This window comes from Sanguibacter sp. TS_SC_8 (assembly GCF_055361235.1).
In genome coordinates this window covers 3,491,296-3,511,796 of record NZ_CM143955.1, presented here as the reverse complement: position 1 = coordinate 3,511,796, position 20,501 = coordinate 3,491,296, and the positions used below count along the sequence as shown (strand labels likewise).

Below are 20,501 nucleotides of genomic sequence, written 5' to 3'. Positions count from 1 at the left end.
TCCGGTGCACACCGGACGCGGCCAAGGTGCTTCCGCACCAGTGCCAGCGAGCACATCCCTGCACCGCACATCGGGGCCAGTCGGCCCCAGAGAGCTGACGGAGATCCCGTGGCCGTTCTGAGCCCCGCCCCCACGAAGAAGACCTATGAGGAAGAACCCCCCGTGAAGAGCAACAAGGGTGGCCTCGCCGGTCGGGTGTTCCAGTACCTGTCGACCGCGGCCGGGCTGACCATCCTGGTGACCCTCGCGGCTGTGACAGCCTTCCTCGTGATCCGCGCCTGGCCGGCCATCACGGCCTCGCCCGAGGAGCTCCAGCAGATCTCCTGGTTCAAGGCGGAGTCCCTCCTCGGGTACACCGGCCCCCTGATCTTCGGCACGCTGCTCGCATCGGTGCTCGCCCTCGGCATCGCCGTCCCGCTCTCGCTGGGCATCGCGCTCTTCATCTCGCACTACGCGCCGCGTCGCCTCGCACAGGGGCTCGGGTACATCATCGACCTGCTCGCGGCGATCCCCTCGGTCGTCTACGGCCTCTGGGGCGCGCTGTGGCTCGCGCCCACCCTCGACCCGGTGTTCCAGTGGCTCACGGGCTTCCTCGGATTCATCCCGCTCTTCGAGGGCTACCAGCCCCCGGCCAAGAACATCCTCACCGCCTCGGTCGTGCTGGGCGTGATGATCCTCCCGATCATCACCGCGGTGGCCCGCGAGGTGTTCCTGCAGACGCCGCGCCTCCACGAGGAGGCCGCGCTCGCCCTCGGCGCCACGCGCTGGGAGATGGTCCGCATGGCGGTGCTGCCCTTCGGCCGGTCCGGTCTCATCAGCGCCTCGATGCTTGGCCTCGGCCGCGCCCTCGGCGAGACGATGGCCGTGCTCATGATCTTGTCCCCGGGCTTCCTCTACTCCTTCTTCCTCCTCAAGCCCGGCCAGCACCAGTCCATCGCCGCGAACATCGCCGCGAAGTTCCCCGAGGCCTCCGGCCTCTCTGTCAACGCGCTCATCGCGACGGGTCTGGCGCTGTTCGTCATCACCCTCGCGGTCAACATGGTCGCCCGCTGGATCATCTCTCGCCGCAGCGAGTTCTCAGGAGCCAACTGATGACCACCGCCTCACTCAGCGTCTCGCCCTCCGGTTCCGCACCGGACGGACCGAGCTCGGCCGCCCTCGACGGCTCACGTCGTCGGACCCGCCTCAAGCCGTGGGCCCCGTGGGCCGTGGCAGGTGGCGCGCTCGTCGTGTCCTTCCTCCTCGTCCTGGTCCTGGGGACACCGACCGTCGCCTCGGTGGGTGCGCTCACCGCGGTCCTCTACGCGGTTGCGGTCACCATCGTCTCCCGCGTGGTGGAAGGTCCGCGCTGGGCGACGGACCGCCTCGCGACGACGCTGGTGAGCTTCGCCTTCGGGCTGGCGCTCATCCCGCTCGTCTCGCTGCTCTGGACGGTCCTGTCCAAGGGGTCGGCGCTCTTCAGCCTCACCTTCCTCAACACCAACATGGTGGGCGTCTTCGGCGACATGACCGAGGGTGGGGTCTACCACGCGATCGTCGGCACGGTCCTCATCACCGCCGCAGCCGCGGCGATCTCGGTGCCGATCGGCATCCTCACGGCCGTCTACCTCGTCGAGTACGGTCGCGGGCCCCTGGCCCGCGGGATCACCTTCCTCGTCGACGTCATGACGGGCATCCCCTCGATCGTGGCCGGTCTGTTCGCCTTCGCGCTCTTCACGCAGGTCTTCGGTGCGGCCTTCCGCGCCGGCATCATGGGGGCCGTGGCACTGTCCCTGCTCATGACGCCGGTCGTCATCCGCTCGGTCGAGGAGATGCTGCGGCTGGTCCCCAACGAGCTGCGCGAGGCGTCCTACGCCCTCGGCGTGCCCAAGTACCTGACGATCATCAAGGTGGTCCTGCGGACGGCGATCGCCGGCATCGTCACCGGAGTCATGCTGTCCGTGGCCCGGGTCATCGGGGAGACCGCACCGCTGCTGCTCACGGTCGGCATCATCGCCCAGGTCAACTGGAACCTCTTCGACGGGCGTATGACCACCCTGCCGGTGTTCGCCTACAACCAGTACTCCCAGGGAGGCGTGGGCGTCGACCGGGCCTGGGCGTCCGCCCTCACACTCATCCTCATCGTCATGCTGCTCAACGTCATCGCGCGTCTGATCAGCAGGTTCTTCTCCCCGAAGGCTTCTCGCTGAGACTGCCCTCCCCGGGAGTCCGCACAGAAAGGCAGCACATGTCCAAGCGCATCGAGGTCAACGACCTCAACGTCTACTACGGGGACTTCCTCGCGGTCGAGGACGTGTCGATGACGATCGAGGCACGGTCGGTCACGGCACTCATCGGTCCGTCCGGCTGCGGGAAGTCCACCTTCCTGCGGACCCTCAACCGCATGCACGAGGTCATCCCGGGTGCCCGCGTCCAGGGCAAGGCCGTGATGAACGGCCAGAACCTCTACGCGGCCGACGTCGACCCCGTCGAGGTCCGCCGTCAGGTGGGCATGGTCTTCCAGCGCCCCAACCCGTTCCCGACGATGTCGATCGCGGAGAACGTCCTGGCCGGGGTCAAGCTCAACAACAAGCGGATCTCCAAGTCCGACGCGAACGACCTCGTGGAGTCCTCCCTGCGGGCGGCCAACCTGTGGAACGAGGTCAAGGACCGCCTCGCCCGTCCGGGCTCCTCGATCTCCGGCGGGCAGCAGCAGCGCCTGTGCATCGCCCGCGCGATCGCGGTGCGCCCCGAGGTGCTGCTCATGGACGAGCCCTGCTCGGCCCTCGACCCGATCTCCACGCTCGCGATCGAAGACCTCATGGCCGAGCTCAAGAACGACTACACGATCGTCGTGGTCACCCACAACATGCAGCAGGCCGCTCGGGTGAGCGACCGGACGGCGTTCTTCAACATCGCCGGGACGGGCAAGCCGGGCAAGCTCATCGAGATGGACGACACCTCGACGATGTTCTCCTCACCCACCCAGAAGGCGACCGAGGACTACATCTCCGGCCGCTTCGGGTGACCTGCCCCCACCCCACCCCCACCCGCTGAGTGCGGTCGAACGGCTGCCGGATGTCCGGTGTGGGCAGCCGTTCGACCGCACTCAGCGGGGTTCCGGGGGGAACGACGACGGCGCCGGCTCCCCGCAGGGGGCCGGCGCCGTCTGGCGTGCTGGGGTGTCTGGTGCGCTGGGGTCAGCCGTTGGTCGGGACCGCGTCCGCGTACTCGGGCCACGAGCCGTCGAGCACGGGGACGAAGACCGTCTTGGACTCCCCGCCGAGGTCGGTCACGGTGACCTCGAGGGTCTGCCCGGGGGCGGCCGGGACCGAGGAGATGAGGCCGAGCTCCTTGCCGTCCTGGAAGAAGTTCACGGTCGAGTTCGCCTTGACCGGGACGGGGATGTTGACCGATCCGTCCTCCGAGACCAGGGTGACGCTGCCGGCCGACCCCGAGGAGTTCACCGCGGCGCCGAGCAGCTGGCCCGGCTCACCCTTGGCCAGCGTCACGATCGAGAGGTTCTCCAGAGTGAAGTCGCCCAGGGTGGCGCGAATGCCGTCGGAGGCGGCGTACGGCTTGTTCGTCGTGGTGGGGGAGCACGCGGACAGGGCCAGGCCCAGTCCGGCCACGCCGACAACCAGTGCGGCTCGGGACTTCTTCAGCTGACGAATCACTCGAACTCCTGTGTTGGCACGTGTGCGGGAAGATCTTCGGCTGACCGAGTCGGTCCGCCGGATACGGCCGCGCCGCGTGCGGTGATCGCTCGCAGCCGCTACGCGGGGAGACACAGGGAAAAGGCCGTATGGCGCAAGCCTAGTCCGTCTGCCCCGCCCGCACGTAGTGAATTCGGTATGGTTCGCGACACACCGGCCGGTCGCCGGGCGGCCGCACACCGGCCACCTCCTGCAGATCAGGGGCGTGGGGCGCCCGTGCGGCGCGTGGGGCTTCGCGAGCGAGACCGCACGGCGGGCGCGGAATTTCAACGATCTGACGTGGTAAGATGGGGTTCCGCGAAAGGGGACATCCACAGATGACGTTCACAGTTGGGGAGACGGTTGTCTACCCGCACCACGGTGCCGCTCTTATCGAAGAGATCAAGACCCGCACCATCCGCGGCGAGGACAAGCTCTACCTGAAGCTCAAGGTCACTCAGGGAGATCTGACCATCGAGGTCCCGGCAGAGAATATCGACCTCGTCGGCGTCCGGGACGTGGTTGGTCAGGAAGGCCTCGACCGCGTGTTCGAGGTGCTCCGCGCGCCGTACACGGAGGAGCCGACCAACTGGTCGCGCCGCTACAAGGCCAACGTCGAGAAGATCGCCTCGGGCGATGTCATCAAGGTGGCCGAGGTCGTCCGCGACCTCTCACGTCGTGACGCCGACCGTGGACTCTCGGCCGGTGAGAAGCGGATGCTCGCTCGCGCCCGTCAGATTCTGGTCTCCGAGCTTGCGCTCGCCGAGCACACAGAAGAAGAGAAGGCCGAAGCCATCCTCGATGAGGTCCTGGCGTCCTGACGACGGGCGTCAGCGGCATCACGGTCGTCTCGCGTGGACCAGGTCAGATGACATGGTCGACGGAGGCCTGCGCATGAGGTCCGGAGCCGTCGCCGTCCTGACGGCGGCCGGTTCCGGCGCCAGGCTGGGCCTCGGTTTTCCCAAGGCTCTCGCAGAGCTGGCGGGGTGCTCCCTGGTGGGGCACGCCGCCAGTCGTCTGTGCGCGACCGGTCAGATCGAGGGCATCGTCGTGACGGCACCCGTCGAGCACCTCCCCGCCTTCCACGCCGCGCTGTCGGCCGCGGGGCTCACCGTGCCCTGGCAGGTGGTGCCCGGGGGGCCGAGCCGGCAGGCGTCGGTCGCCGCCGGACTTGCCGCGCTCGAGGCGGCGCGGGACCCCGACCATCACTACGACGTGGTGCTCGTCCACGACGCCGCCCGCGCCCTCGCCCCCGCTGCCATGATGCGGGCGATCATCGCTGCTGTGCGCTCGGGCCACGCGGCCGTCGTGCCCGGCCTGGCGGTCACCGACACGATGCTGCGGGTCGCTGACACGAGGTCCGACGACGCGCACCCCGCCGCTGGCGACGCCGCCCACGGCGCTGCCCCTGACGCTGAACCTTCCGCCCCCGCCGTGCTGCGATCGGCGGGCACCGTGGACCGGATCACCCTCCGGGCCGTCCAGACCCCCCAGGGCTTCGCGTGGGACCTGCTGCGCAGAGCCCACGCCGCCGGCGCGGCGCGCGCCGGCGACGAGGCGACCGCCGCGACCGACGACTCGACGCTCGTCGCAGCGCTCGGTGAGCACGTATGGATCGTCGCCGGAGACACGCGCGCCATGAAGATCACCACGCCCCAGGACCTGGCGCTCGCCCAGATCCTGGTCCTGACCGAGGAGACCTGATGGACACCGCACCGCCCGCTCTTCCCCGGATCGGGATCGGGACCGACGTCCATGCCTTCGCCGACCCCGCCCAGGGGCGTGAGCTGTGGATGGCAGGGCTGCGCTGGCCCGGGGAGAACGGGCTGGCCGGCCATTCCGACGCCGACGTCGTCGCGCACGCCGCGGCGGACGCGATCTTCTCCGCGACCGGGCTGGGGGACCTCGGGTCGAACTTCGGGACCAGTGCCCCGGAATGGGCCGGCGCGAGCGGGGCCAGCCTGCTCGCCGAGGCGGCAGCCCGCGCCCGCGCCGCCGGGTTCCGGATCGGGAACGTCGCCGTGCAGCTCGTGGGGAACCGGCCCCGGCTCGGTCCACGCCGCGCCGAGGCCGAGGCCGTGCTCAGCGCGGCCGCCGGTGCCCCGGTCACGGTGACCGCGACCACGACCGACGGGCTGGGGCTGACCGGGCGCGGCGAGGGCGTCGCCGCGATCGCGACCGCCCTCGTCCTCGGGCCCTGAGCGGACGGCTCCTCTCACCTTCCGCGACGCCGGCGTCCGGTTTAGGCTGAAAGCCCAGCTGTCCGACGCCGCACACCCTGGAGCCCACGATGAACACGATCTTCCCCTGCCTGTGGTTCGCAGACCAGGCCGAGGCCGCCGTGACCTTCTACGTCTCGGTCTTCGACAACTCCACGATCGTGGAGACCGCACGCTACGGGCCGGGAGCCCCGCTGCCCGAGGGGACGGTGCTGAGCATCGACTTCGAGCTCGACGGCAACCGGATGCAGGCCCTCAACGGCGGTCAGGACTTCCCCTTCACCGAGGCGATCTCGCTCTCCGTCGCCGCCAAGGACCAGGCGGAGGTGGACCACCTCTGGGACGCGTTGACCGCCGACGGCGGCGAGCCAGGACGGTGCGGGTGGCTCAAGGACAAGTACGGGCTGTCCTGGCAGGTCGTGCCGGACGCCCTGGGCCCGCTCATGTCTGACTCCGACCCGGCCCGGGTGAACCGGGTGATGCAGGCGCTCCTGGGCATGGACAAGCTCGACGTCGCCGAGCTGCAGGCCGCCTACGACGGCTGACGTCCCCGGCCAGCCGCAAGCCGCCCGCCACCCGCCGCCGGCCGGCCTCGCCGCCGGCCGGCGCTCAGTCCCCGAACACCCGACGGGTGTAGGCGTTGGCGAACAGCCCGGCCGGGTCGTGGCGGTTGCGCATGGCCTGGAAGTCAGCGAACCGCGGGTAGAGCTCGCCCAGCTCACGGGCGCCCAAGGTGTGCAGCTTTCCCCAGTGCGGGCGCCCCTCGGCACGGCGCAGGATCGTCTCGACGCCGGCGAAGTACCGCTCGTACGGCGTCCTGATGTACTGGTGGACGGCGATGTAGGCGGACTCGCGGCGGTACGCGGTGGACAGCCAGACGTCGTCGGGCGCGGCGAAGCGCACCTCGACGGGGAAGGACACCCGCTCGCCCGACGCCTCGATCCACCGGTCGATCTCACCGAGCACCTCGGGCAGATCGGCCCGCGGGACCGCGTACTCCATCTCCCGAAAGCGCACCCTGCGGTGGGTGATGAACACCTCGTGCGAGGGCGCCGTGTACGTCCGGGCGGACAGCCCGCGCGAGGCGAGCTGGTTGACCCGGGGGATCGTTGACGGCGCGAGGACGCCCAGCTCGTTCGTGACGGTGAACACCCCGTTCGAGAGCAGCTCGTCGTCGATCCACCGCCGGGCCCGCGACCAGCGCGAGAGGCCGCCGCCCGGGCCGCCCACGCCACCTGGCCCGCGGTTGTTCCGCTTGGTGAGCGTGCCCCGGGTGTGGGGGAACCAGTAGAACTCGAAGTGGTCGTTCCCGTCGACGAGGTTGCCCGGACCGGTCAGCCCGTCCAGGACCGCCTCGAGGGCCCACGGCTCCTCCTGCGCGGTGAGGGAGTAGGCCGCAGCGGTCCGCAGCGTCACGGTGAGCAGCACCCCGATCGTGCCCAGACCCAGGCGCGCCGCCTCGAAGAGCTCCGGGTGGTTCTGAGCGTCGGCGTCGTAGACCGACCCGTCGGCGGTGAGCACCCGCACACCGCAGACGAGCGCGGCCAGGCCGGTCAGGCGGGCGCCCGTGCCGTGGGTCCCGGTGCTCAGCGCACCGGCCAGCGACTGACGGTCGATGTCGCCCAGGTTGACCATCGCGAGCCCGTTCTGGGCGAGCAGGGTGTTGAGGGCATGCAGGCGGATGCCCGCACCGACCGTGACGAGGGACCCGCCGTCGGGCAGCGGCACGAGCCGTTCGAGGTCGGTGAGGTGGTCCAGGCTGAGCATCGTCCCGGCGGTGGCCGCCGCGGGGGTGAAGGAGTGCCCGGCGCCGACGGCGCGCACCGTCTCCCCGCGCGCGGCAGCCCCCAGCACGGCGGCGCGGACGCCCTCCTCGTCCCGGGGAGCGACCGCCCGCGCGGGGGTGCACGCCGCTGTGCGGGCCCAGTTGGTCCATGGCTGTGGGCGCGGCGCCTGTGGCCGCGGCGTCGAGGTCGTCATGGCGAGAACTCTAGCCACCCGGCAACCCGCACAATGCACATAAATGGTGGTTCCGGTGGGATCGGGGTGCTGGATGTAGTCCATGATGGACTGGGCACGAGGAGGTACCCGAAGCACTCGACCGAGGAGAGAGCATGGGATGGACGCTCGAAGAGCGCCGCGACCGGATCGTCGACGGGGCCCTGCAGCTGGCAGCGGACCAAGGGATCGAGCACGTGAGCCTGCGCGCCGCGGCCCACAGCGTGGGGATCTCCTGGGAGTCCGCACGGGAGGTCTTCGACGACCACACCGAGCTCCTCAAAGCCATGAGCGTGTCCGTCACGACCAAGAACATCTCCCCGGACAGCCTCAAGCTCGATGCCGACGGTTCCGTCGCGGAGGTCCTGGACGCCGTCGCGGGCCAGGTGTGGGTGGCGCTGTCGGCCCGGCGTGACTACCAGCTCGTCAGCTATGAGCTCGCCCTCTTCGCGTTGCGCCGCACCGCGCTGCGCAGCCTGGCGACGGCACAGTACGACAAGGGGCGTGCCTTCGCCGCCGCACTGCTCACCGCCTTCGCCGAGCACCAGGGCATCACGTGGACCCGGCCGATCGAGGAGATCAGCCGGTTCACCTCCAGCTTCCTCGACGGGGTGTCGTTGGCCTGGGTCGTCGACCGCGACGACGCCGCCGCCGCGCAGCAGGTGCTCATGATGGCGGAGTACATCGCGTCCCTCGTGGAGGAGCGCTGACCCTGGGCCGGCGTCTCGACGCCGCGACGGCAGGGCTGCCGGCCCCGCTCGCGGTCGTCGACCTCGACGCCTTCGAAGCCAACGCAGACGCGCTCGTGCGCCGCGCCGGCGGCACGCCGATCCGGGTCGCGTCCAAGTCCGTGCGGGTGCGCTCCCTGCTCACCGCAACGCTCGCGCGCCCAGGGTTCCGGGGCGTCATGGCCTACTCCCTGCGCGAGGCCCTGTGGCTGGTCTCGACCGGGGTCGACGACGTGCTCGTGGCCTACCCGAGCGTGGACCGCGGCGCGCTCGCCGCGCTGGCCTCCTCCCCCCGCGCCCTCGCCCAGATCACGATCATGGTCGACGACGCGGCCCACCTCGACCTCATCACCGCGGCCCGCGCCGGTATCCGAGGCGACGGAGTGCCCGACGCCGACGACCTCCCGGTGCGGCTGTGCCTCGACGTCGACGCGTCGCTGCGGCTCGAGCTGCACGTCGCGGCGGCGGTGGCGACCGTGCACCTGGGGGTGCGGCGCTCACCCGTGCACACCCCGCAGGAGGCCGCCCGCTTCGCCGCCCGCGCCGCGGCCACCGACGGGGTACGCCTCGTGGGCGCCATGTTCTACGAGGGGCAGGTCGCCGGTCTGCCGGACACGAGCCTCGCGCTGCGCCTGGTGAAGAAGTTCTCCGTGCTCGACCTCGCCTCCCGCCGCGGTGAGGTCGTGGCGGCCGTCGAGGCGCACGTCGGCCCGCTCGAGATCGTCAACTCGGGGGGGACCGGGTCGCTCGAGACGAGCTCGGCCGACCCGGTGGTCACCGAGGTCGCCGCGGGTTCCGGGCTCTACAAGCCCGGCCTCTTCGACGGGTACCGCACCCTCGACGCGGTCCCGGCAGCGTTCTTCGGCCTGGACGTCGTGCGCCACCCCACCGACCACCACGTGACGGCCTTCGGCGGCGGGTACATCGCCTCCGGCCCGACCTCGCGCAGCCGCCAGCCGCTCGTGGTGTCCCCGCACGGGCTGGGGCTGCTGCCGCGGGAGGGCGCCGGCGAGGTGCAGACCCCGCTGCGGGTCCGGCGTCGGGCAGGGCGCGGGGCGCCCGCTGCGGCGCTGCCGGCGATCGGGGACCGGGTGTGGCTGCGCCACGCCAAGGCGGGGGAGCAGTACGAACGCTTCGACGAGGTGCACCTGGTCCGCGGTGACACCCGGGTCGAGACCGTCCCGACGTACCGCGGCGAGGGCAAGAACTTCGGCTGAGAACTGCGCGCCACGCGCACAATTCCACGCAGGAGCGGGCCCGCCGGTAACCTTGCCTCTGTGACCCTCCGCCTGTACGACACCGCTACGCGAGACGTGCGCGACTTCAAGCCCCTGATCGAGGGCGAGGTCGGCATCTACGTGTGCGGTGCGACGGTGCAGAGCCCCCCGCACATCGGGCACATGCGCTCGGCCGTGGCCTTCGACGTGCTGGTCCGCTGGCTGCGCCGCAGCGGCAGCACGGTCACCCATATCCGCAACGTCACCGACATCGACGACAAGATCCTCGCGAAGTCCGCCGCTGCGGGCCAGAAGTGGTGGGCCTGGGCGTCGACCAACGAGCGGGCCTTCAGCCAGGCCTATGACGCGCTCGGCAACCTGCCCCCCACCTACGAGCCGCGTGCCACCGGTCACGTCACCGACATGATCGACCTCATGGACCGCCTCGTCGCGGCCGGGCACGCCTACCAGACCGGCCCCGGCGACGTGTACTTCGACGTGCGCTCCTGGGAGCCCTACGGGTCCCTGACCAACCAGCGCCTGGAAGACCTCACCCCCGCCGTCGACGAGGCCGAGGCGAGCGTCAAGCGCGACCCCCGCGACTTCGCGCTGTGGAAGGCCGCCAAGCCCGGCGAGCCACAGACCGCCTCCTGGCCGACGCCGTTCGGGCGCGGGCGCCCCGGCTGGCACCTGGAGTGCTCGGCGATGGCTCAGCGCTACCTCGGCCAGGAGTTCGACATCCACGGTGGCGGCCTGGACCTGCGCTTCCCGCACCACGAGAACGAACAGGCGCAGTCGCAAGCGGCCGGCTACGGGTTCGCTCGACACTGGATGCACTCCGCGTGGGTCACCCAGGGCGGGGCGAAGATGAGCAAGTCCCTGGGCAACGGTCTGCTCGTCGCCGAGGTGCTCTCCCAGACCCGCGCGGCGGTGCTGCGGTTCGCCCTCGCCGGGGTGCACTACCGCTCCATGCTCGAGTGGACACCGGAGACGGTCGCGGAGGCCGACGCCACCTGGGACCGCTTCGCCGGCTTCGTCGAGCGAGCCACCGAGCGCGTGGGCCCCCTGCCCGACGACGAGGTGCGCACCGCCGGTCTGCCCGACGCCTTCGTCGAGGCGATGGACGACGACCTCAACGTCTCGGCGGCCCTCGTCGTCGTGCACGAGCGGCTCAAGGCCGGCAACACCGCACTCGCGGACCGGGACGACGCCGCCGCACGGGCGGCCCTGCTCGCGGTCTGCTCGATGCTCGACGTGCTCGGGCTCGACCCGCGCCAGTGGACGGCAGGGACCGGCGACAGCCGGTACCGCAGGGCCCTCGACTCGGTCATCACCTGCGAGCTCGAGGCACGCGCCGAGGCGCGTGCCGCCCGAGACTTCGCTACTTCCGACGCCATCCGGGACCGCCTCGCGCGGGCCGGGATCATCGTCGAGGACTCAGCACTCGGTGCGCGATGGACACTCGCGGCCACAACTACGGAGGACCAGAACTGATGGCAGGCAACTCACAGCGCCGCGGAGCGGTGCGCAAGCCCGGTTCGAAGAAGGGCGCCCGCAAGGGATCCGGCGGATGGGGCGAGCAGGCCCTCGAGGGCCGCGGCCCGACCCCCAAGGCCGAGGACCGGCCCCACCACCCGGCCGGCAAGCGCAAGGCGTCCGCCGAGCGCACCGGTGCCGCGCCGGCGTCGGGTCGCTCGGAGTACAGCCGTCCGGCTCCCGGGCGCAGCTCGGCCCGCCCCGGTGCGGGACGGTCCAAGCCCGCCAAGCGCACCGGCTCGGCCACCCACGAGATCCTCTCGGGCCGCAACGCCGTCCTGGAGGCGCTGCGCGCCGAGGTCCCCGTGACGAACGTCTACATCGGGTCCCGGCTCGAGTCCGACGACCGCACCCGGGAGATCCTGCAGATCGCCTCCGGGCGCGGGTACAACCTCCTCGAGGTCACCAAGCCCGAGCTCGACCGGCTCACGGACGACTCCGTGCACCAGGGCGTCGCGATCCAGGTCCCCCCGTACGTGTACAAGGACGCCGAGGACCTGCTCGACGTCGCCGCCGAGCTCGGCCAGCCCGCGCTCATCATCGCCCTCGACGGGGTGACGGACCCGCGCAACCTCGGGGCCGTGCTGCGGTCCGCCGGCGCCTTCGGTGCGCACGGCGTGCTCCTGCCCGAGCGTCGCTCGGCCGGGGTGACGGCGTCGGCCTGGAAGGTCTCCGCCGGTGCGGCGGCCCGGGTGCCGGTGGCTCGCGCGACGAACCTCACCCGCACGCTGGTGGAGTACAAGTCGGCCGGCTGCTTCATCGTGGGCCTCGACGGCGGCGGCGAGGTGTCGGTCGGTGACCTGGCGTTCTCGGTCGACCCGATCGTGCTCGTGGTGGGCTCCGAGGGCAAGGGCCTGTCCCGCCTGGTGCGCGAGACCTGCGACGTCATCGTCTCCATCCCGATCGCCTCGACCGTGGAGTCGCTCAACGCCGGCGTCGCTGCGGGCATCGCGCTCTACGAGGTCGCCAAGGTCCGCGCCGCCCAGGCCTGACCCAGCGCGACCCACGACGGGCGGTGCACCTCACGGTGCACCGCCCGTCGGCGTCCCCGGCCGGTCCGGCGCCGCCCGCCGAACTCGTGAGCGGTTCGCCGAGCTCGTGAGCGAGGGGCGTCTGGCGACCCGGAACGGGCGTGGCTCACGAGTTCGGCGGGGCTGGCACGAGCTGGGCGCCGGGCGGGGGACTACTCCTGCTGGTCGGCGGCTTCGGGGGGGAGGCCGAGGATGGCCATCTCGTCGGGGCGGTCGACCAGCACGTTGTCGATGTAGCTCGCGACGGCCTCGGACAGCGGGACGTCGCGGTTCTGCTGCTCGGACATGAACCAGCGGTGGTCGAGCACCTCGTGGAAGAGCTGAGCGGGCTCGAGCTTGCGGCGCTGGTCGCGGGGGACGGCGCGCACGGTGGGCTCGAAGACGCCGGAGAGCCAGTCGTGGGCGACGAACTCCTCGTCGTCGTTCTGGCGGTCCGTCGCGGCGCGGTAGGAGTCGAGGTCGTTGAGCAGGCGCCGGGCCTGGTTCTCCTGGACGTCGAGCCCGGTCAGGCGGAGCAGACGGCGGGAGTGGTGCCCGGCGTCGACCACCTTGGGCTGGATCTGGACGCTCGTGCCGTCGATGTCGGTCGTGATCTCGAGCTCGCCCACGTCGAAGCCGAGGTGGTTGAGCCGGTCGATGCGGGCAGCCACCCGCCACCGCTCGTTGGCGCCGAAGGACTCCTCGTCGGTCAGGGCGCGCCACAGCTCGTTGTACCGCTCGACGAGCGCGTCGCCGATCGCGATGGTGTCGATGTCCTCGTCGAGCAGCTCTCCCGCGGCGAGGTCCATGAGCTCACCGATGATGTTCGTACGGGCCAGGTCCAGGTCGTAGTTGCGCTGGCCGGGGCTGAGCTTGTGGTGCAGGTCCCCGGTCTCGGCGTCGACGAGGTAGGCCGCGAAGGTCTCCGCGTCGCGACGGAACAGGGTGTTCGACAACGACACGTCACCCCAGTAGAACCCGATGAGGTGGAGGCGGACGAGCAGCACGGCGAGGGCGTCGATGAGCCGGGTCGCGGTGTCTGGTCGCAGGGTCTGGCTGAACAGGGACCGGTAGGGCAGGGAGAACTGCAGGTGCTTGGTGATGAGCACCGCCTCGAGACGCTCACCGTTCTTGTCCTGGCGGCCGGTGATCACCCCGACCGGCTCGACGCTGGGGACGTCGATGCGGCTCAGCTGCCGCAGCAGCTCGTACTCCCGGTAGGCGACCGACTCGCCGATCTCCTTCACCGCGATGACCCCACCGGACATCCGCACGAAGCGGACCACGTGCCGGGAGAGTCCTCGTGGCAGGGCCGCGAGGACCTCGGCGGGCCAGTTCTCGAGCGGGATGTCCCAGGGGAGGTCGAGGAGCGCCGGGTCGGGTGCGGAGGCGGTGATCTGGAGGTTCTGCGCCACGGGGACATCCTTTCCGTGGTGGAGGAAGCGGGCGACCCCGTCGGGGTGGCCGTCGCGACAGGCGGAGGGTGGGTGCGGAGACATGCGGTGACGTGCGGAGATGCGGAGACGTGCGGTGGGACGGAGACAGCAAAAGGGCGGGTGCGGCTCTAAGCCCGCACCCGCCCCTTAACCTACGTCACTGGCTGGAGAGGCGAAGACCCGAGGTCGGGGAGAACACGTGCTCCTGGCCGGCGCGGATCGAGACGTGGATACGCTCGCCCTTGGCCGGCGCGGTGCGCGGGTTGATGCGGACGATGACCTCGTGGTCACCGGCTCCGGCGGAGGCCAGGTCGGCTCCCGCGAGGTCACCCTTGAGGGTTCCGTAGACGTACGCGTCGGAGCCGAGCTCCTCGACGATGTTGACCTCGATCTCGATGGCCGACGGGTCGCTCTCGGAGACGATGTCCAGGGCCTCGGGGCGGAAGCCCAGAGTGACCTTGCCGTTGTCCGCGGCGGTGAGACCGGCGACGGCGTCACGCGTGAGGGGGATCTGCGCCTGGCCGATCTTGGCCACGCCGTTCGCCACGGAGAAGGTACCGATGTTCATGGCCGGGGAGCCGATGAAGCCGGCGACAAACACGTTCTTCGGGGTGTCGTACAGCGCGCGGGGGGTGTCGACCTGCTGGAGGACGCCGTCCTTGAGGACCGCGATGCGGTCACCCATGGTGAGGGCCTCGACCTGGTCGTGGGTGACGTAGACGGTCGTGACGCCGAGGCGGCGGGTCAGCGACGCGATCTGCGTGCGGGTCTGGACGCGGAGCTTGGCGTCGAGGTTCGACAGCGGCTCGTCCATGAGGAACACCTGCGGGTTACGCACGATGGCGCGGCCCATGGCAACACGCTGACGCTGTCCACCGGACAGGGCCTTCGGCTTGCGGTCGAGGTACTCGGTGAGGTCGAGGATCTTGGCGGCCTCTTCGACGCGAGAGCGGATCTCGGCCTTGGGCTTGCCGGCGATCTTCAGGGCGAAGCCCATGTTGTCGGCGACGGACATGTGCGGGTACAGCGCGTAGTTCTGGAACACCATCGCGATGTCGCGGTCCTTGGGCTGCACGTCGGTGACGTCGCGGTCACCGATGAGGATGCGGCCGGCGTTGACGTCCTCGAGGCCGGCGAGCATGCGCAGCGAGGTGGACTTACCACAACCGGACGGGCCGACGAGGACGAGGAACTCGCCGTCTTCGACGTGAAGGTTGAGCTGGTCGACGGCGGGACGCTCGGTCCCGGGGTAGATCCGGCTTGCGTGGTCGTAAGTGACAGTTGCCATGAGATTTACAGCCCTTCACCGGCAGGTACGTGCCGGACGATCCGTTGTGAAAGGTGTCAGAAGCGTCTTCGCTGACACAGCCCCAACCAGCGATGGTGTGAGCCAGGACTCATCCTGCCACACATACGCCCTCCGGGGGCGACTGTGACCTAGTCGTGACTGCCCGCCCCGGACGCGTCCGAGAGCGCGTCCGCGAGCGCGGACAGGACGGCTGCGGCGTCGTCGGGGGTGGCGACACGGAACCGGGCCGCCGTGGTGCCGGGACCGACCTTGACCGTGAGGTCGCGGGGGCCCAGGGCCTCGAAGGCACGCTCGTCGGTGACGTCGTCGCCCATGTAGAAGACCGCGACCGCACCGAGCTCACGGCTCAGCGCGGTGAGCGCCCGGCCCTTGGACACCTCGACCACGGCGATCTCGACGACGTCCTTGCCGCGCATCGTGTGCGCCCCGAGCTCGGTCCCCACCGCGTGCCCGGCGTCGGCCGCCTCGGTGCCCTGGGGGTCGGCAGCCAGCCGGGTGTGCAGCACCGCCGCGGACGGCTTGTGCTCGACCCAGGCGCCCTCGACCCCGGAGGCGATCTCCTCGAGCCCGCTCCGCACCCGGAGGAGCAGATCGGCCTCCTGGGTGCTCAGCGCGAACGGTGTCCGCGCGACGTCGGCCGCGCTGGGCAGCACCTCGCCGCGCTCGGCGCCGTGGCTGCCGATGAGCAGCGTGCCCGACGGCGCGTGCGCGAGCGCGTCGAGGGAGTCCAGGGTGCGGCCCGAGACCAGGGCGAGACGGGCCCGGTCCTCGGGCAGCTGCGCCAGCCGGGCGAGCGCCGCCGCGGCGGCCGGCGTCATGCGCGAGGCGGACGGGTCGTCGACGAGCGGGGCCAGCACCCCGTCGAAGTCGCTCGCCACGAGCAGCAGGTGCCCGGGCGAGGCGAGGCCCACGAAGGCCGCGACGGCGTCGAGCAGGTCCGCGTCGAGCGGGTGTTGCGCGTCGGTCATGAGTACTCCTGAGTCATTGCCAGCGTGGTGGGAGCAGGTCGCTGGGCGGGCTCGGCGCCCAACGCGCCCAGGAACCCGGCCGACCACTTCGCGACGTCGTCGGTGAGGACCTTGCGCCGCAGCCGGCGCATGCGCTTGCGCTGCTCGCGGGAGTCCATGGTCGCCGCCCGGTAGATGGCGTCCTTCATGCCGTCGATGTCGTGCGGGTTGACCATGATAGCGCCCGCGAGTTCGTCCGCCGCCCCGGTGAACTCCGAGAGGACCAGCACCCCGGCGGTGTCCGAGCGGGCCGCGACGTACTCCTTCGCCACGAGGTTCATGCCGTCGCGCAGGGACGTGACGAGCATGACGTCGGCGGCCAGGTAGAGCGCCGCCATCTCCTCGGGCGGGTAGGAGTGGTGCAGATAGTGGATGGCGCTGTGACCGATCTCGCCGTACTCGCCGTTGATCCGTCCGACGAGGATCTCCACGTGCTCGCGCAGCTCCTGGTAGGCGCCGACGTTCTCCCGGCTGGGGCTGGCGACCTGGACCAGGGTGCACTCGGCCGGGTCGAGGCGGCCGTCCTTGAGCAGCTCCCCGTAGGCCTTGATCCGGTGCCGGATGCCCTTGGTGTAGTCGAGGCGGTCCACCCCGAGCATGACGATCTTGGGGTCGCCGAGGTCCCGGCGGATCTCCCGGGCGCGTTCCTGGACCTGGGGTGAGCGGGCGAGCTCGTCGAAGTGGTGGGAGTCGATCGAGATCGGGAACGGGGCTGCGCGCACGGTGCGGGCGGGGGCGTCCTCGGTCGCGTCGATCGTGATGTGCTGACCACGGGTGGTCAGGTCGGTGAGACGGCGCACCGCGCGGACGAAGTTCGACGCGTCGCCACCGCGCTGGAACCCGATGAGGTCCGCGCCGAGCAGCCCCTCGAGCACCTGGCGGCGCCAGGGCAGCTGCTGGAAGATCTCCAGCGGGGGGAACGGGATGTGGTTGAAGAACCCGATCCGCAGGTCCGGGCGCAGGTCGCGGAGCAGCTTGGGGACCAGCTGGAGCTGGTAGTCCTGGACCCAGACGATCGCGCCGTGGGCGGCCTGGCTGGCGGCTGCCTCGGCGAAGCGCTGGTTGGCCTTGCGGTAGCTGTCCCACCAGTGGCGGTGGAAGGCGGGCGGGGCGATGACGTCGTGATAGAGCGGCCACAGGGTGTCGTTGGAGAAGCCCTCGTAGTACTGCTCGATCTCGCTCGCGCTCAGGGTCACCGGGACCAGGCGCATGCCGTCCGCGTCGAAGGGCTCGGCCACCAGATCGGGTGCGCCGGACCAGCCGACCCACGCACCGTCGGCCTGCTGCATGACCGGCTCGAGAGCCGTGACCAGACCGCCCGGAGACCGTTGCCAGTCCACCGTTCCGTCCTCTGCGACGGACATGTCGACTGGCAGCCGGTTGGCGACGACGACGAGATTGAACCCATCTTTACCCATACATGATCAACTCCTTGTAGTACCCCTAGGGTATCGACACCTGGAGAAACGCGCCGCGCGCACCGCCCGAGCGGCTCCTGCCAGCTACCGTAAGCGTCATGGAGCGGATCGGCATCGAGCCCGGAACTGAGATCGGCGGATACCGCATCGTCTCGCCCCTGGGCGCGGGTGCGATGGGTGCCGTGTACAAGGCCGTCGACGGCGGCGGCCACCTCGTGGCGTTCAAGCTGCTGCACACCCAGCTGTCCGCCGACGCCGAGACCCGACGCCGGCTCGGGCGGGAGATCAGCGCGCTGCAGAAGGTCCACCACCCGGCCGTGGCGCACCTGCTCGACGCCGAGGCCGACTCCTCGGAGATGTTCATCGTCACCGCGCTCGTGGACGGCCCCACCCTCGAGGAGGAGGTCGCCGGCGGCGGGCCGCTCGACGCCATCGACCTCTACGAGCTCGCCGAGCAGCTCCGCGACGCTCTCGAAGCGGTCCACGCCGCTGGAGTGATCCACCGCGACCTCAAGCCCGGCAACGTGCTGATCAGCAACGCCGGGCCGGTGCTCATCGACTTCGGCATCGCCCACGGGATGGAGGACGCCCGGGTCACCTCGGTCGGATTCGTCATGGGCACCCCGGGGTACCTCGCTCCTGAGCTCCTCGACCGGATGGACCCCTCGGCCGCCACGGACTGGTGGGGCTGGGCCGCGATGCTCGTCTTCGCCGCGACCGGACGGGCACCGTTCGGGGTTCGCCCGTTCGAGGCCGTCATCGCCCGAGCCCGCTCCGGAGACCCGGACACCGCGGGGCTCGGGCCCATCACCGCTACCGCGCTGCGCGGCGCGCTCGTGGCTGACCCGGCCGCGCGGTGGGCGCCGACCCGGGTGGTGGCCGCGCTTCGCGAGGCCGCCGAGAATGGCGACCCGGTCGTGGCCGGAGTGGCGGCGGGCGGCGTGGGCGCGCTCGGTGGTGCCGGTGCTGTCGGTGGTGCTGGTGCTCTCGGTGGTGCTGGTCTGGGAGGGGAGGGCCGGACGGAGATCCTCGGCGCGGATCGTGCGCTCACCGAGGTCGTGGGCTCGGACGAGCCCCGGACCGAGGCCTTCGACGGCCGGGTAGGCCAGCACGAGCCGTTCGCCGACGCCGTCAACGTCACGCACACGTCGGTCCTGCCGACGACCCCACCGGCACCACCTGCGCCACCTCCGCCACCGGAAGCCGGGCTGGGCGCGACCCAGGTGCAGCCTGCGGTCCAGTGGCCGGTTCAGGGCGCCGGCGCGGCGTCGACCGAGCGGATGGCCCCGGTGGGGCAAGGGGGCCCGGGGCCCGGTGTGCCGGCGTCGTACGCCCGCGACCCCTACCCCTACGACATGATGAACCCCGACCCGGCCCAGCACGGCCCCGGCCCCGGGTTCCCGGCGCCGCAGGGCTACACCGCGCCGCCGGTGCGGCGTCGGCCCTTCGCTGTGCTCGCGCTCGCCGTCCCGCTCGTGCTGGCCGGGGCCACCTACCCGGGCAAGACGCTCGTGACGCTGCTCGCGCTGACGGTCGTGGCGCACATGGTCGGGATCGTCCACTCCACCTTCCACTCCCGCCGCGAGGTCCGGGGGGTGCGCGGCGGCGACGGGCTGCGCGCCGTCGTGCGCAGCCCGTGGCACGCGGTGCGGGCCGTGGTCGCCGAGATTCCCTCGCTCCTGGTCGCTGCGAGCACGGTCGTCATCGTCGGTGGGGTGGCGTGGTGGGCGCTGACCACCGACCGGGTGATGATCAGCTCCGGCGGCAACGAACCGTGGGTCTACTCGGTCGTGCTGGCGACGGCGACGGCGATCGCTGCCGTGCTGCTGTGGTTCGGCCCGGTGACCTCGCTCGTGCGACACGGGGGGAGGGTGGCACTCAACCGGGTGGCACCCGGGTGGATCGGCACCCTGATCGTCGTCGTCCTCGCCGCGCTGGCGTCCTGGTTCTTCCTCGACCTGGTCCAGTCCGGGCACGCGATCGACTGGTCGCCCATTCAGGAACCGCCCAGTTTCGGCCAGTAAAGTCTGCCGTGCACCGGGCCCTTCTCACAAAGGCAGTAGAACGCAATGGTTACCAAGGAACCTCAGCTCTCGAAGGCTGACCGCCGCGACGCCGCTCGCGCGAACGCCCTGAAGCTGCAGCAGGAGCAGATCCGGCGTGAGAAGCGCACGCGCAACGTGATCATCGCCTCGGTCCTGGCCGGTCTGCTGGTGGTCGTCTTCGCCGGGTACATGATCATGAAGAGCGCCGGACCGACCGTCTCCTCCGGGATCACCGAGTTCCCGGCCGGGCTGGCCGTGCCGTCCGTCTCGGACGATGCAGGCGGAATCAGCTTCGGCGAGTCCGGCGAGGCCGGGTCGACGTCGGGCGACGACGCCGTCCGGGTCGACGTCTACCTCGACTACATGTGCCCGATCTGCGGTCAGTTCGAGGAGCTCAACGGACCGGAGCTCGACGAGCTGCGAACCAACGGCGACATCACCCTCGTCCTGCACCCCGTGTCGATCCTCGACGCCCAGTCCCAAGGTGCCTCGTTCTCGACCCGGTCCGCGCAGGCCTTCGCCTACGTCTCCGAGAAGTCGCCCGCCCAGGCGCTCGCCTTCAACACCGAGATGTTCGTCCAGCAGCCCGCTGAAGGCACCAAGGGGCTGACCAACGACGAGATCGCAGCTGTCGCCACGAGCGTCGGCGTCCCTGAGGACGTGGCCGCAGGGATCGAGGACGGCACCTACAACAAGTTCGTCGAGGCGCTCACCGAGATCGCCTTCAACAACGAGAAGCTGCTCAACGAGCAGGGTGGCTTCGGCACACCGACGATCCTCATCAACGACGAGAAGATCACCAGCAACTGGCTCCAGCCGGGTGCGCTCGCCGCGGAGATCGCCGCCGCTGCAGCACCGGCCGTCGCGCCCTGACCCTGGGCCGGGTCGGCCGGTCGACCGCCGT

19 protein-coding genes are annotated in these 20,501 nt (G+C 70.9%); 13 read left to right on the top strand and 6 right to left on the bottom strand.

The genetic code is table 11. The annotated features are described in order from the left end of the window. Positions 1–108: 108 nt before the first annotated feature. The 3 genes from pstC to pstB are packed head-to-tail and all read left to right on the top strand — an operon-like array spanning position 109 to position 3,007. Positions 109–1,092, top strand: a complete 984-nt coding sequence (pstC, locus tag ACWA15_RS15830; protein WP_464056432.1) for a phosphate ABC transporter permease subunit PstC — start codon at positions 109–111, stop codon at positions 1,090–1,092. Beyond that, a complete protein-coding gene (gene pstA / locus ACWA15_RS15825) occupies positions 1,092–2,189 on the top strand; it encodes a phosphate ABC transporter permease PstA (RefSeq protein ID WP_464056430.1) in 1,098 nt (365 codons plus the stop codon). The genes pstC and pstA overlap by 1 nt, the downstream gene beginning before the upstream one ends. Positions 2,190–2,227: 38 nt before the next feature. Continuing rightward, positions 2,228–3,007 carry a phosphate ABC transporter ATP-binding protein PstB gene (pstB, locus tag ACWA15_RS15820; RefSeq protein WP_464056429.1) on the top strand — a complete coding sequence of 260 codons (780 nt, stop codon included), beginning with the start codon at positions 2,228–2,230 and terminating at the stop codon, positions 3,005–3,007. 172 nt (positions 3,008–3,179) lie between these two features. Here the strand turns inward: pstB and ACWA15_RS15815 are convergent, their stop codons facing one another. Continuing rightward, on the bottom strand, positions 3,180–3,656 hold the full coding sequence (locus ACWA15_RS15815) for a hypothetical protein (RefSeq protein ID WP_464056428.1): 477 nt from the start codon (positions 3,654–3,656) through the stop codon (positions 3,180–3,182). 356 nt (positions 3,657–4,012) lie between these two features. Between ACWA15_RS15815 and ACWA15_RS15810 the strand changes: the two genes are divergently transcribed. The 4 genes from ACWA15_RS15810 to ACWA15_RS15795 all read left to right on the top strand — a co-directional run bounded on the left by ACWA15_RS15810 (position 4,013) and on the right by ACWA15_RS15795 (position 6,438). Beyond that, positions 4,013–4,495: a CarD family transcriptional regulator gene (locus ACWA15_RS15810; protein ID WP_464059539.1), complete on the top strand. Its 483-nt coding sequence runs from the start codon at positions 4,013–4,015 to the stop codon at positions 4,493–4,495. A 73-nt stretch (positions 4,496–4,568) separates the two neighbouring features. Further along, complete coding sequence (locus ACWA15_RS15805; RefSeq protein ID WP_464056426.1) at positions 4,569–5,378, top strand: IspD/TarI family cytidylyltransferase; 810 nt, start codon at positions 4,569–4,571, stop codon at positions 5,376–5,378. After that, entirely contained in the window at positions 5,378–5,875 is a 498-nt protein-coding gene (ispF, locus tag ACWA15_RS15800) for a 2-C-methyl-D-erythritol 2,4-cyclodiphosphate synthase (RefSeq protein WP_464056424.1), read from the top strand. Before ACWA15_RS15805 ends, ispF begins: the two co-directional genes overlap by 1 nt. A gap of 89 nt (positions 5,876–5,964) precedes the next feature. Then, a complete protein-coding gene (locus tag ACWA15_RS15795) occupies positions 5,965–6,438 on the top strand; it encodes a VOC family protein (protein WP_464056422.1) in 474 nt (157 codons plus the stop codon). A gap of 64 nt (positions 6,439–6,502) precedes the next feature. Here the strand turns inward: ACWA15_RS15795 and ACWA15_RS15790 are convergent, their stop codons facing one another. After that, entirely contained in the window at positions 6,503–7,873 is a 1,371-nt protein-coding gene (locus tag ACWA15_RS15790) for a D-arabinono-1,4-lactone oxidase (protein WP_464056420.1), read from the bottom strand. A 134-nt stretch (positions 7,874–8,007) separates the two neighbouring features. On the opposite strand from ACWA15_RS15790, the gene ACWA15_RS15785 reads away from it, so the two are divergent. The 4 genes from ACWA15_RS15785 to rlmB are packed head-to-tail and all read left to right on the top strand — an operon-like array spanning position 8,008 to position 12,364. Continuing rightward, positions 8,008–8,601 carry a TetR/AcrR family transcriptional regulator gene (locus ACWA15_RS15785; RefSeq protein ID WP_464056419.1) on the top strand — a complete coding sequence of 198 codons (594 nt, stop codon included), beginning with the start codon at positions 8,008–8,010 and terminating at the stop codon, positions 8,599–8,601. After that, the gene (locus ACWA15_RS15780; RefSeq protein WP_464059538.1) at positions 8,598–9,836 is read left to right on the top strand and encodes an alanine racemase; all 1,239 of its coding nucleotides are present in this window, start codon (positions 8,598–8,600) and stop codon (positions 9,834–9,836) included. Before ACWA15_RS15785 ends, ACWA15_RS15780 begins: the two co-directional genes overlap by 4 nt. A gap of 60 nt (positions 9,837–9,896) precedes the next feature. After that, complete coding sequence (gene cysS / locus ACWA15_RS15775; RefSeq protein ID WP_464056418.1) at positions 9,897–11,330, top strand: cysteine--tRNA ligase; 1,434 nt, start codon at positions 9,897–9,899, stop codon at positions 11,328–11,330. After that, positions 11,330–12,364 (top strand): 23S rRNA (guanosine(2251)-2'-O)-methyltransferase RlmB, encoded by a 1,035-nt coding sequence (rlmB, locus tag ACWA15_RS15770; RefSeq protein WP_464056417.1) that lies wholly within the window; start codon positions 11,330–11,332, stop codon positions 12,362–12,364. Before cysS ends, rlmB begins: the two co-directional genes overlap by 1 nt. Positions 12,365–12,555: 191 nt before the next feature. Here rlmB and ACWA15_RS15765 read toward each other — a convergent pair whose 3' ends face one another. The 4 genes from ACWA15_RS15765 to ACWA15_RS15750 form a co-directional block, all read right to left on the bottom strand. Then, on the bottom strand, positions 12,556–13,797 hold the full coding sequence (locus ACWA15_RS15765) for a DUF4032 domain-containing protein (RefSeq protein ID WP_464056415.1): 1,242 nt from the start codon (positions 13,795–13,797) through the stop codon (positions 12,556–12,558). A 178-nt stretch (positions 13,798–13,975) separates the two neighbouring features. Continuing rightward, positions 13,976–15,106: an ABC transporter ATP-binding protein gene (locus tag ACWA15_RS15760; protein ID WP_464056413.1), complete on the bottom strand. Its 1,131-nt coding sequence runs from the start codon at positions 15,104–15,106 to the stop codon at positions 13,976–13,978. A 149-nt stretch (positions 15,107–15,255) separates the two neighbouring features. Continuing rightward, entirely contained in the window at positions 15,256–16,095 is an 840-nt protein-coding gene (otsB, locus tag ACWA15_RS15755; protein WP_464056411.1) for a trehalose-phosphatase, read from the bottom strand. Then, a complete protein-coding gene (locus ACWA15_RS15750; protein ID WP_464056409.1) occupies positions 16,092–17,552 on the bottom strand; it encodes an alpha,alpha-trehalose-phosphate synthase (UDP-forming) in 1,461 nt (486 codons plus the stop codon). The genes otsB and ACWA15_RS15750 overlap by 4 nt, the downstream gene beginning before the upstream one ends. A 98-nt stretch (positions 17,553–17,650) precedes the next feature. Between ACWA15_RS15750 and ACWA15_RS15745 the strand changes: the two genes are divergently transcribed. Next, on the top strand, positions 17,651–19,576 hold the full coding sequence (locus ACWA15_RS15745) for a serine/threonine-protein kinase (protein ID WP_464056407.1): 1,926 nt from the start codon (positions 17,651–17,653) through the stop codon (positions 19,574–19,576). A gap of 45 nt (positions 19,577–19,621) precedes the next feature. Then, entirely contained in the window at positions 19,622–20,470 is an 849-nt protein-coding gene (locus tag ACWA15_RS15740) for a DsbA family protein (RefSeq protein ID WP_464056406.1), read from the top strand. The last annotated feature ends 31 nt before the right edge of the window (positions 20,471–20,501 follow it).

Excerpts from the sequence above, each read along its gene's own strand:
- pstA (WP_464056430.1), top strand. The coding sequence starts at position 1,092 with ATGACCACCGCCTCACTCAGCGTCTCGCCCTCCGGTTCCGCACCGGAC.
- pstB (WP_464056429.1), top strand. The coding sequence starts at position 2,228 with ATGTCCAAGCGCATCGAGGTCAACGACCTCAACGTCTACTACGGGGAC.
- ACWA15_RS15810 (WP_464059539.1), top strand. The coding sequence starts at position 4,013 with ATGACGTTCACAGTTGGGGAGACGGTTGTCTACCCGCACCACGGTGCC.
- ACWA15_RS15805 (WP_464056426.1), top strand. The coding sequence starts at position 4,569 with ATGAGGTCCGGAGCCGTCGCCGTCCTGACGGCGGCCGGTTCCGGCGCC.
- ispF (WP_464056424.1), top strand. The coding sequence starts at position 5,378 with ATGGACACCGCACCGCCCGCTCTTCCCCGGATCGGGATCGGGACCGAC.
- ACWA15_RS15795 (WP_464056422.1), top strand. The coding sequence starts at position 5,965 with ATGAACACGATCTTCCCCTGCCTGTGGTTCGCAGACCAGGCCGAGGCC.
- ACWA15_RS15790 (WP_464056420.1), bottom strand. The coding sequence starts at position 7,873 with ATGACGACCTCGACGCCGCGGCCACAGGCGCCGCGCCCACAGCCATGG.
- ACWA15_RS15785 (WP_464056419.1), top strand. The coding sequence starts at position 8,008 with ATGGGATGGACGCTCGAAGAGCGCCGCGACCGGATCGTCGACGGGGCC.
- rlmB (WP_464056417.1), top strand. The coding sequence starts at position 11,330 with ATGGCAGGCAACTCACAGCGCCGCGGAGCGGTGCGCAAGCCCGGTTCG.
- ACWA15_RS15760 (WP_464056413.1), bottom strand. The coding sequence starts at position 15,106 with ATGGCAACTGTCACTTACGACCACGCAAGCCGGATCTACCCCGGGACC.
- otsB (WP_464056411.1), bottom strand. The coding sequence starts at position 16,095 with ATGACCGACGCGCAACACCCGCTCGACGCGGACCTGCTCGACGCCGTC.
- ACWA15_RS15750 (WP_464056409.1), bottom strand. The coding sequence starts at position 17,552 with ATGGGTAAAGATGGGTTCAATCTCGTCGTCGTCGCCAACCGGCTGCCA.
- ACWA15_RS15745 (WP_464056407.1), top strand. The coding sequence starts at position 17,651 with ATGGAGCGGATCGGCATCGAGCCCGGAACTGAGATCGGCGGATACCGC.
- ACWA15_RS15740 (WP_464056406.1), top strand. The coding sequence starts at position 19,622 with ATGGTTACCAAGGAACCTCAGCTCTCGAAGGCTGACCGCCGCGACGCC.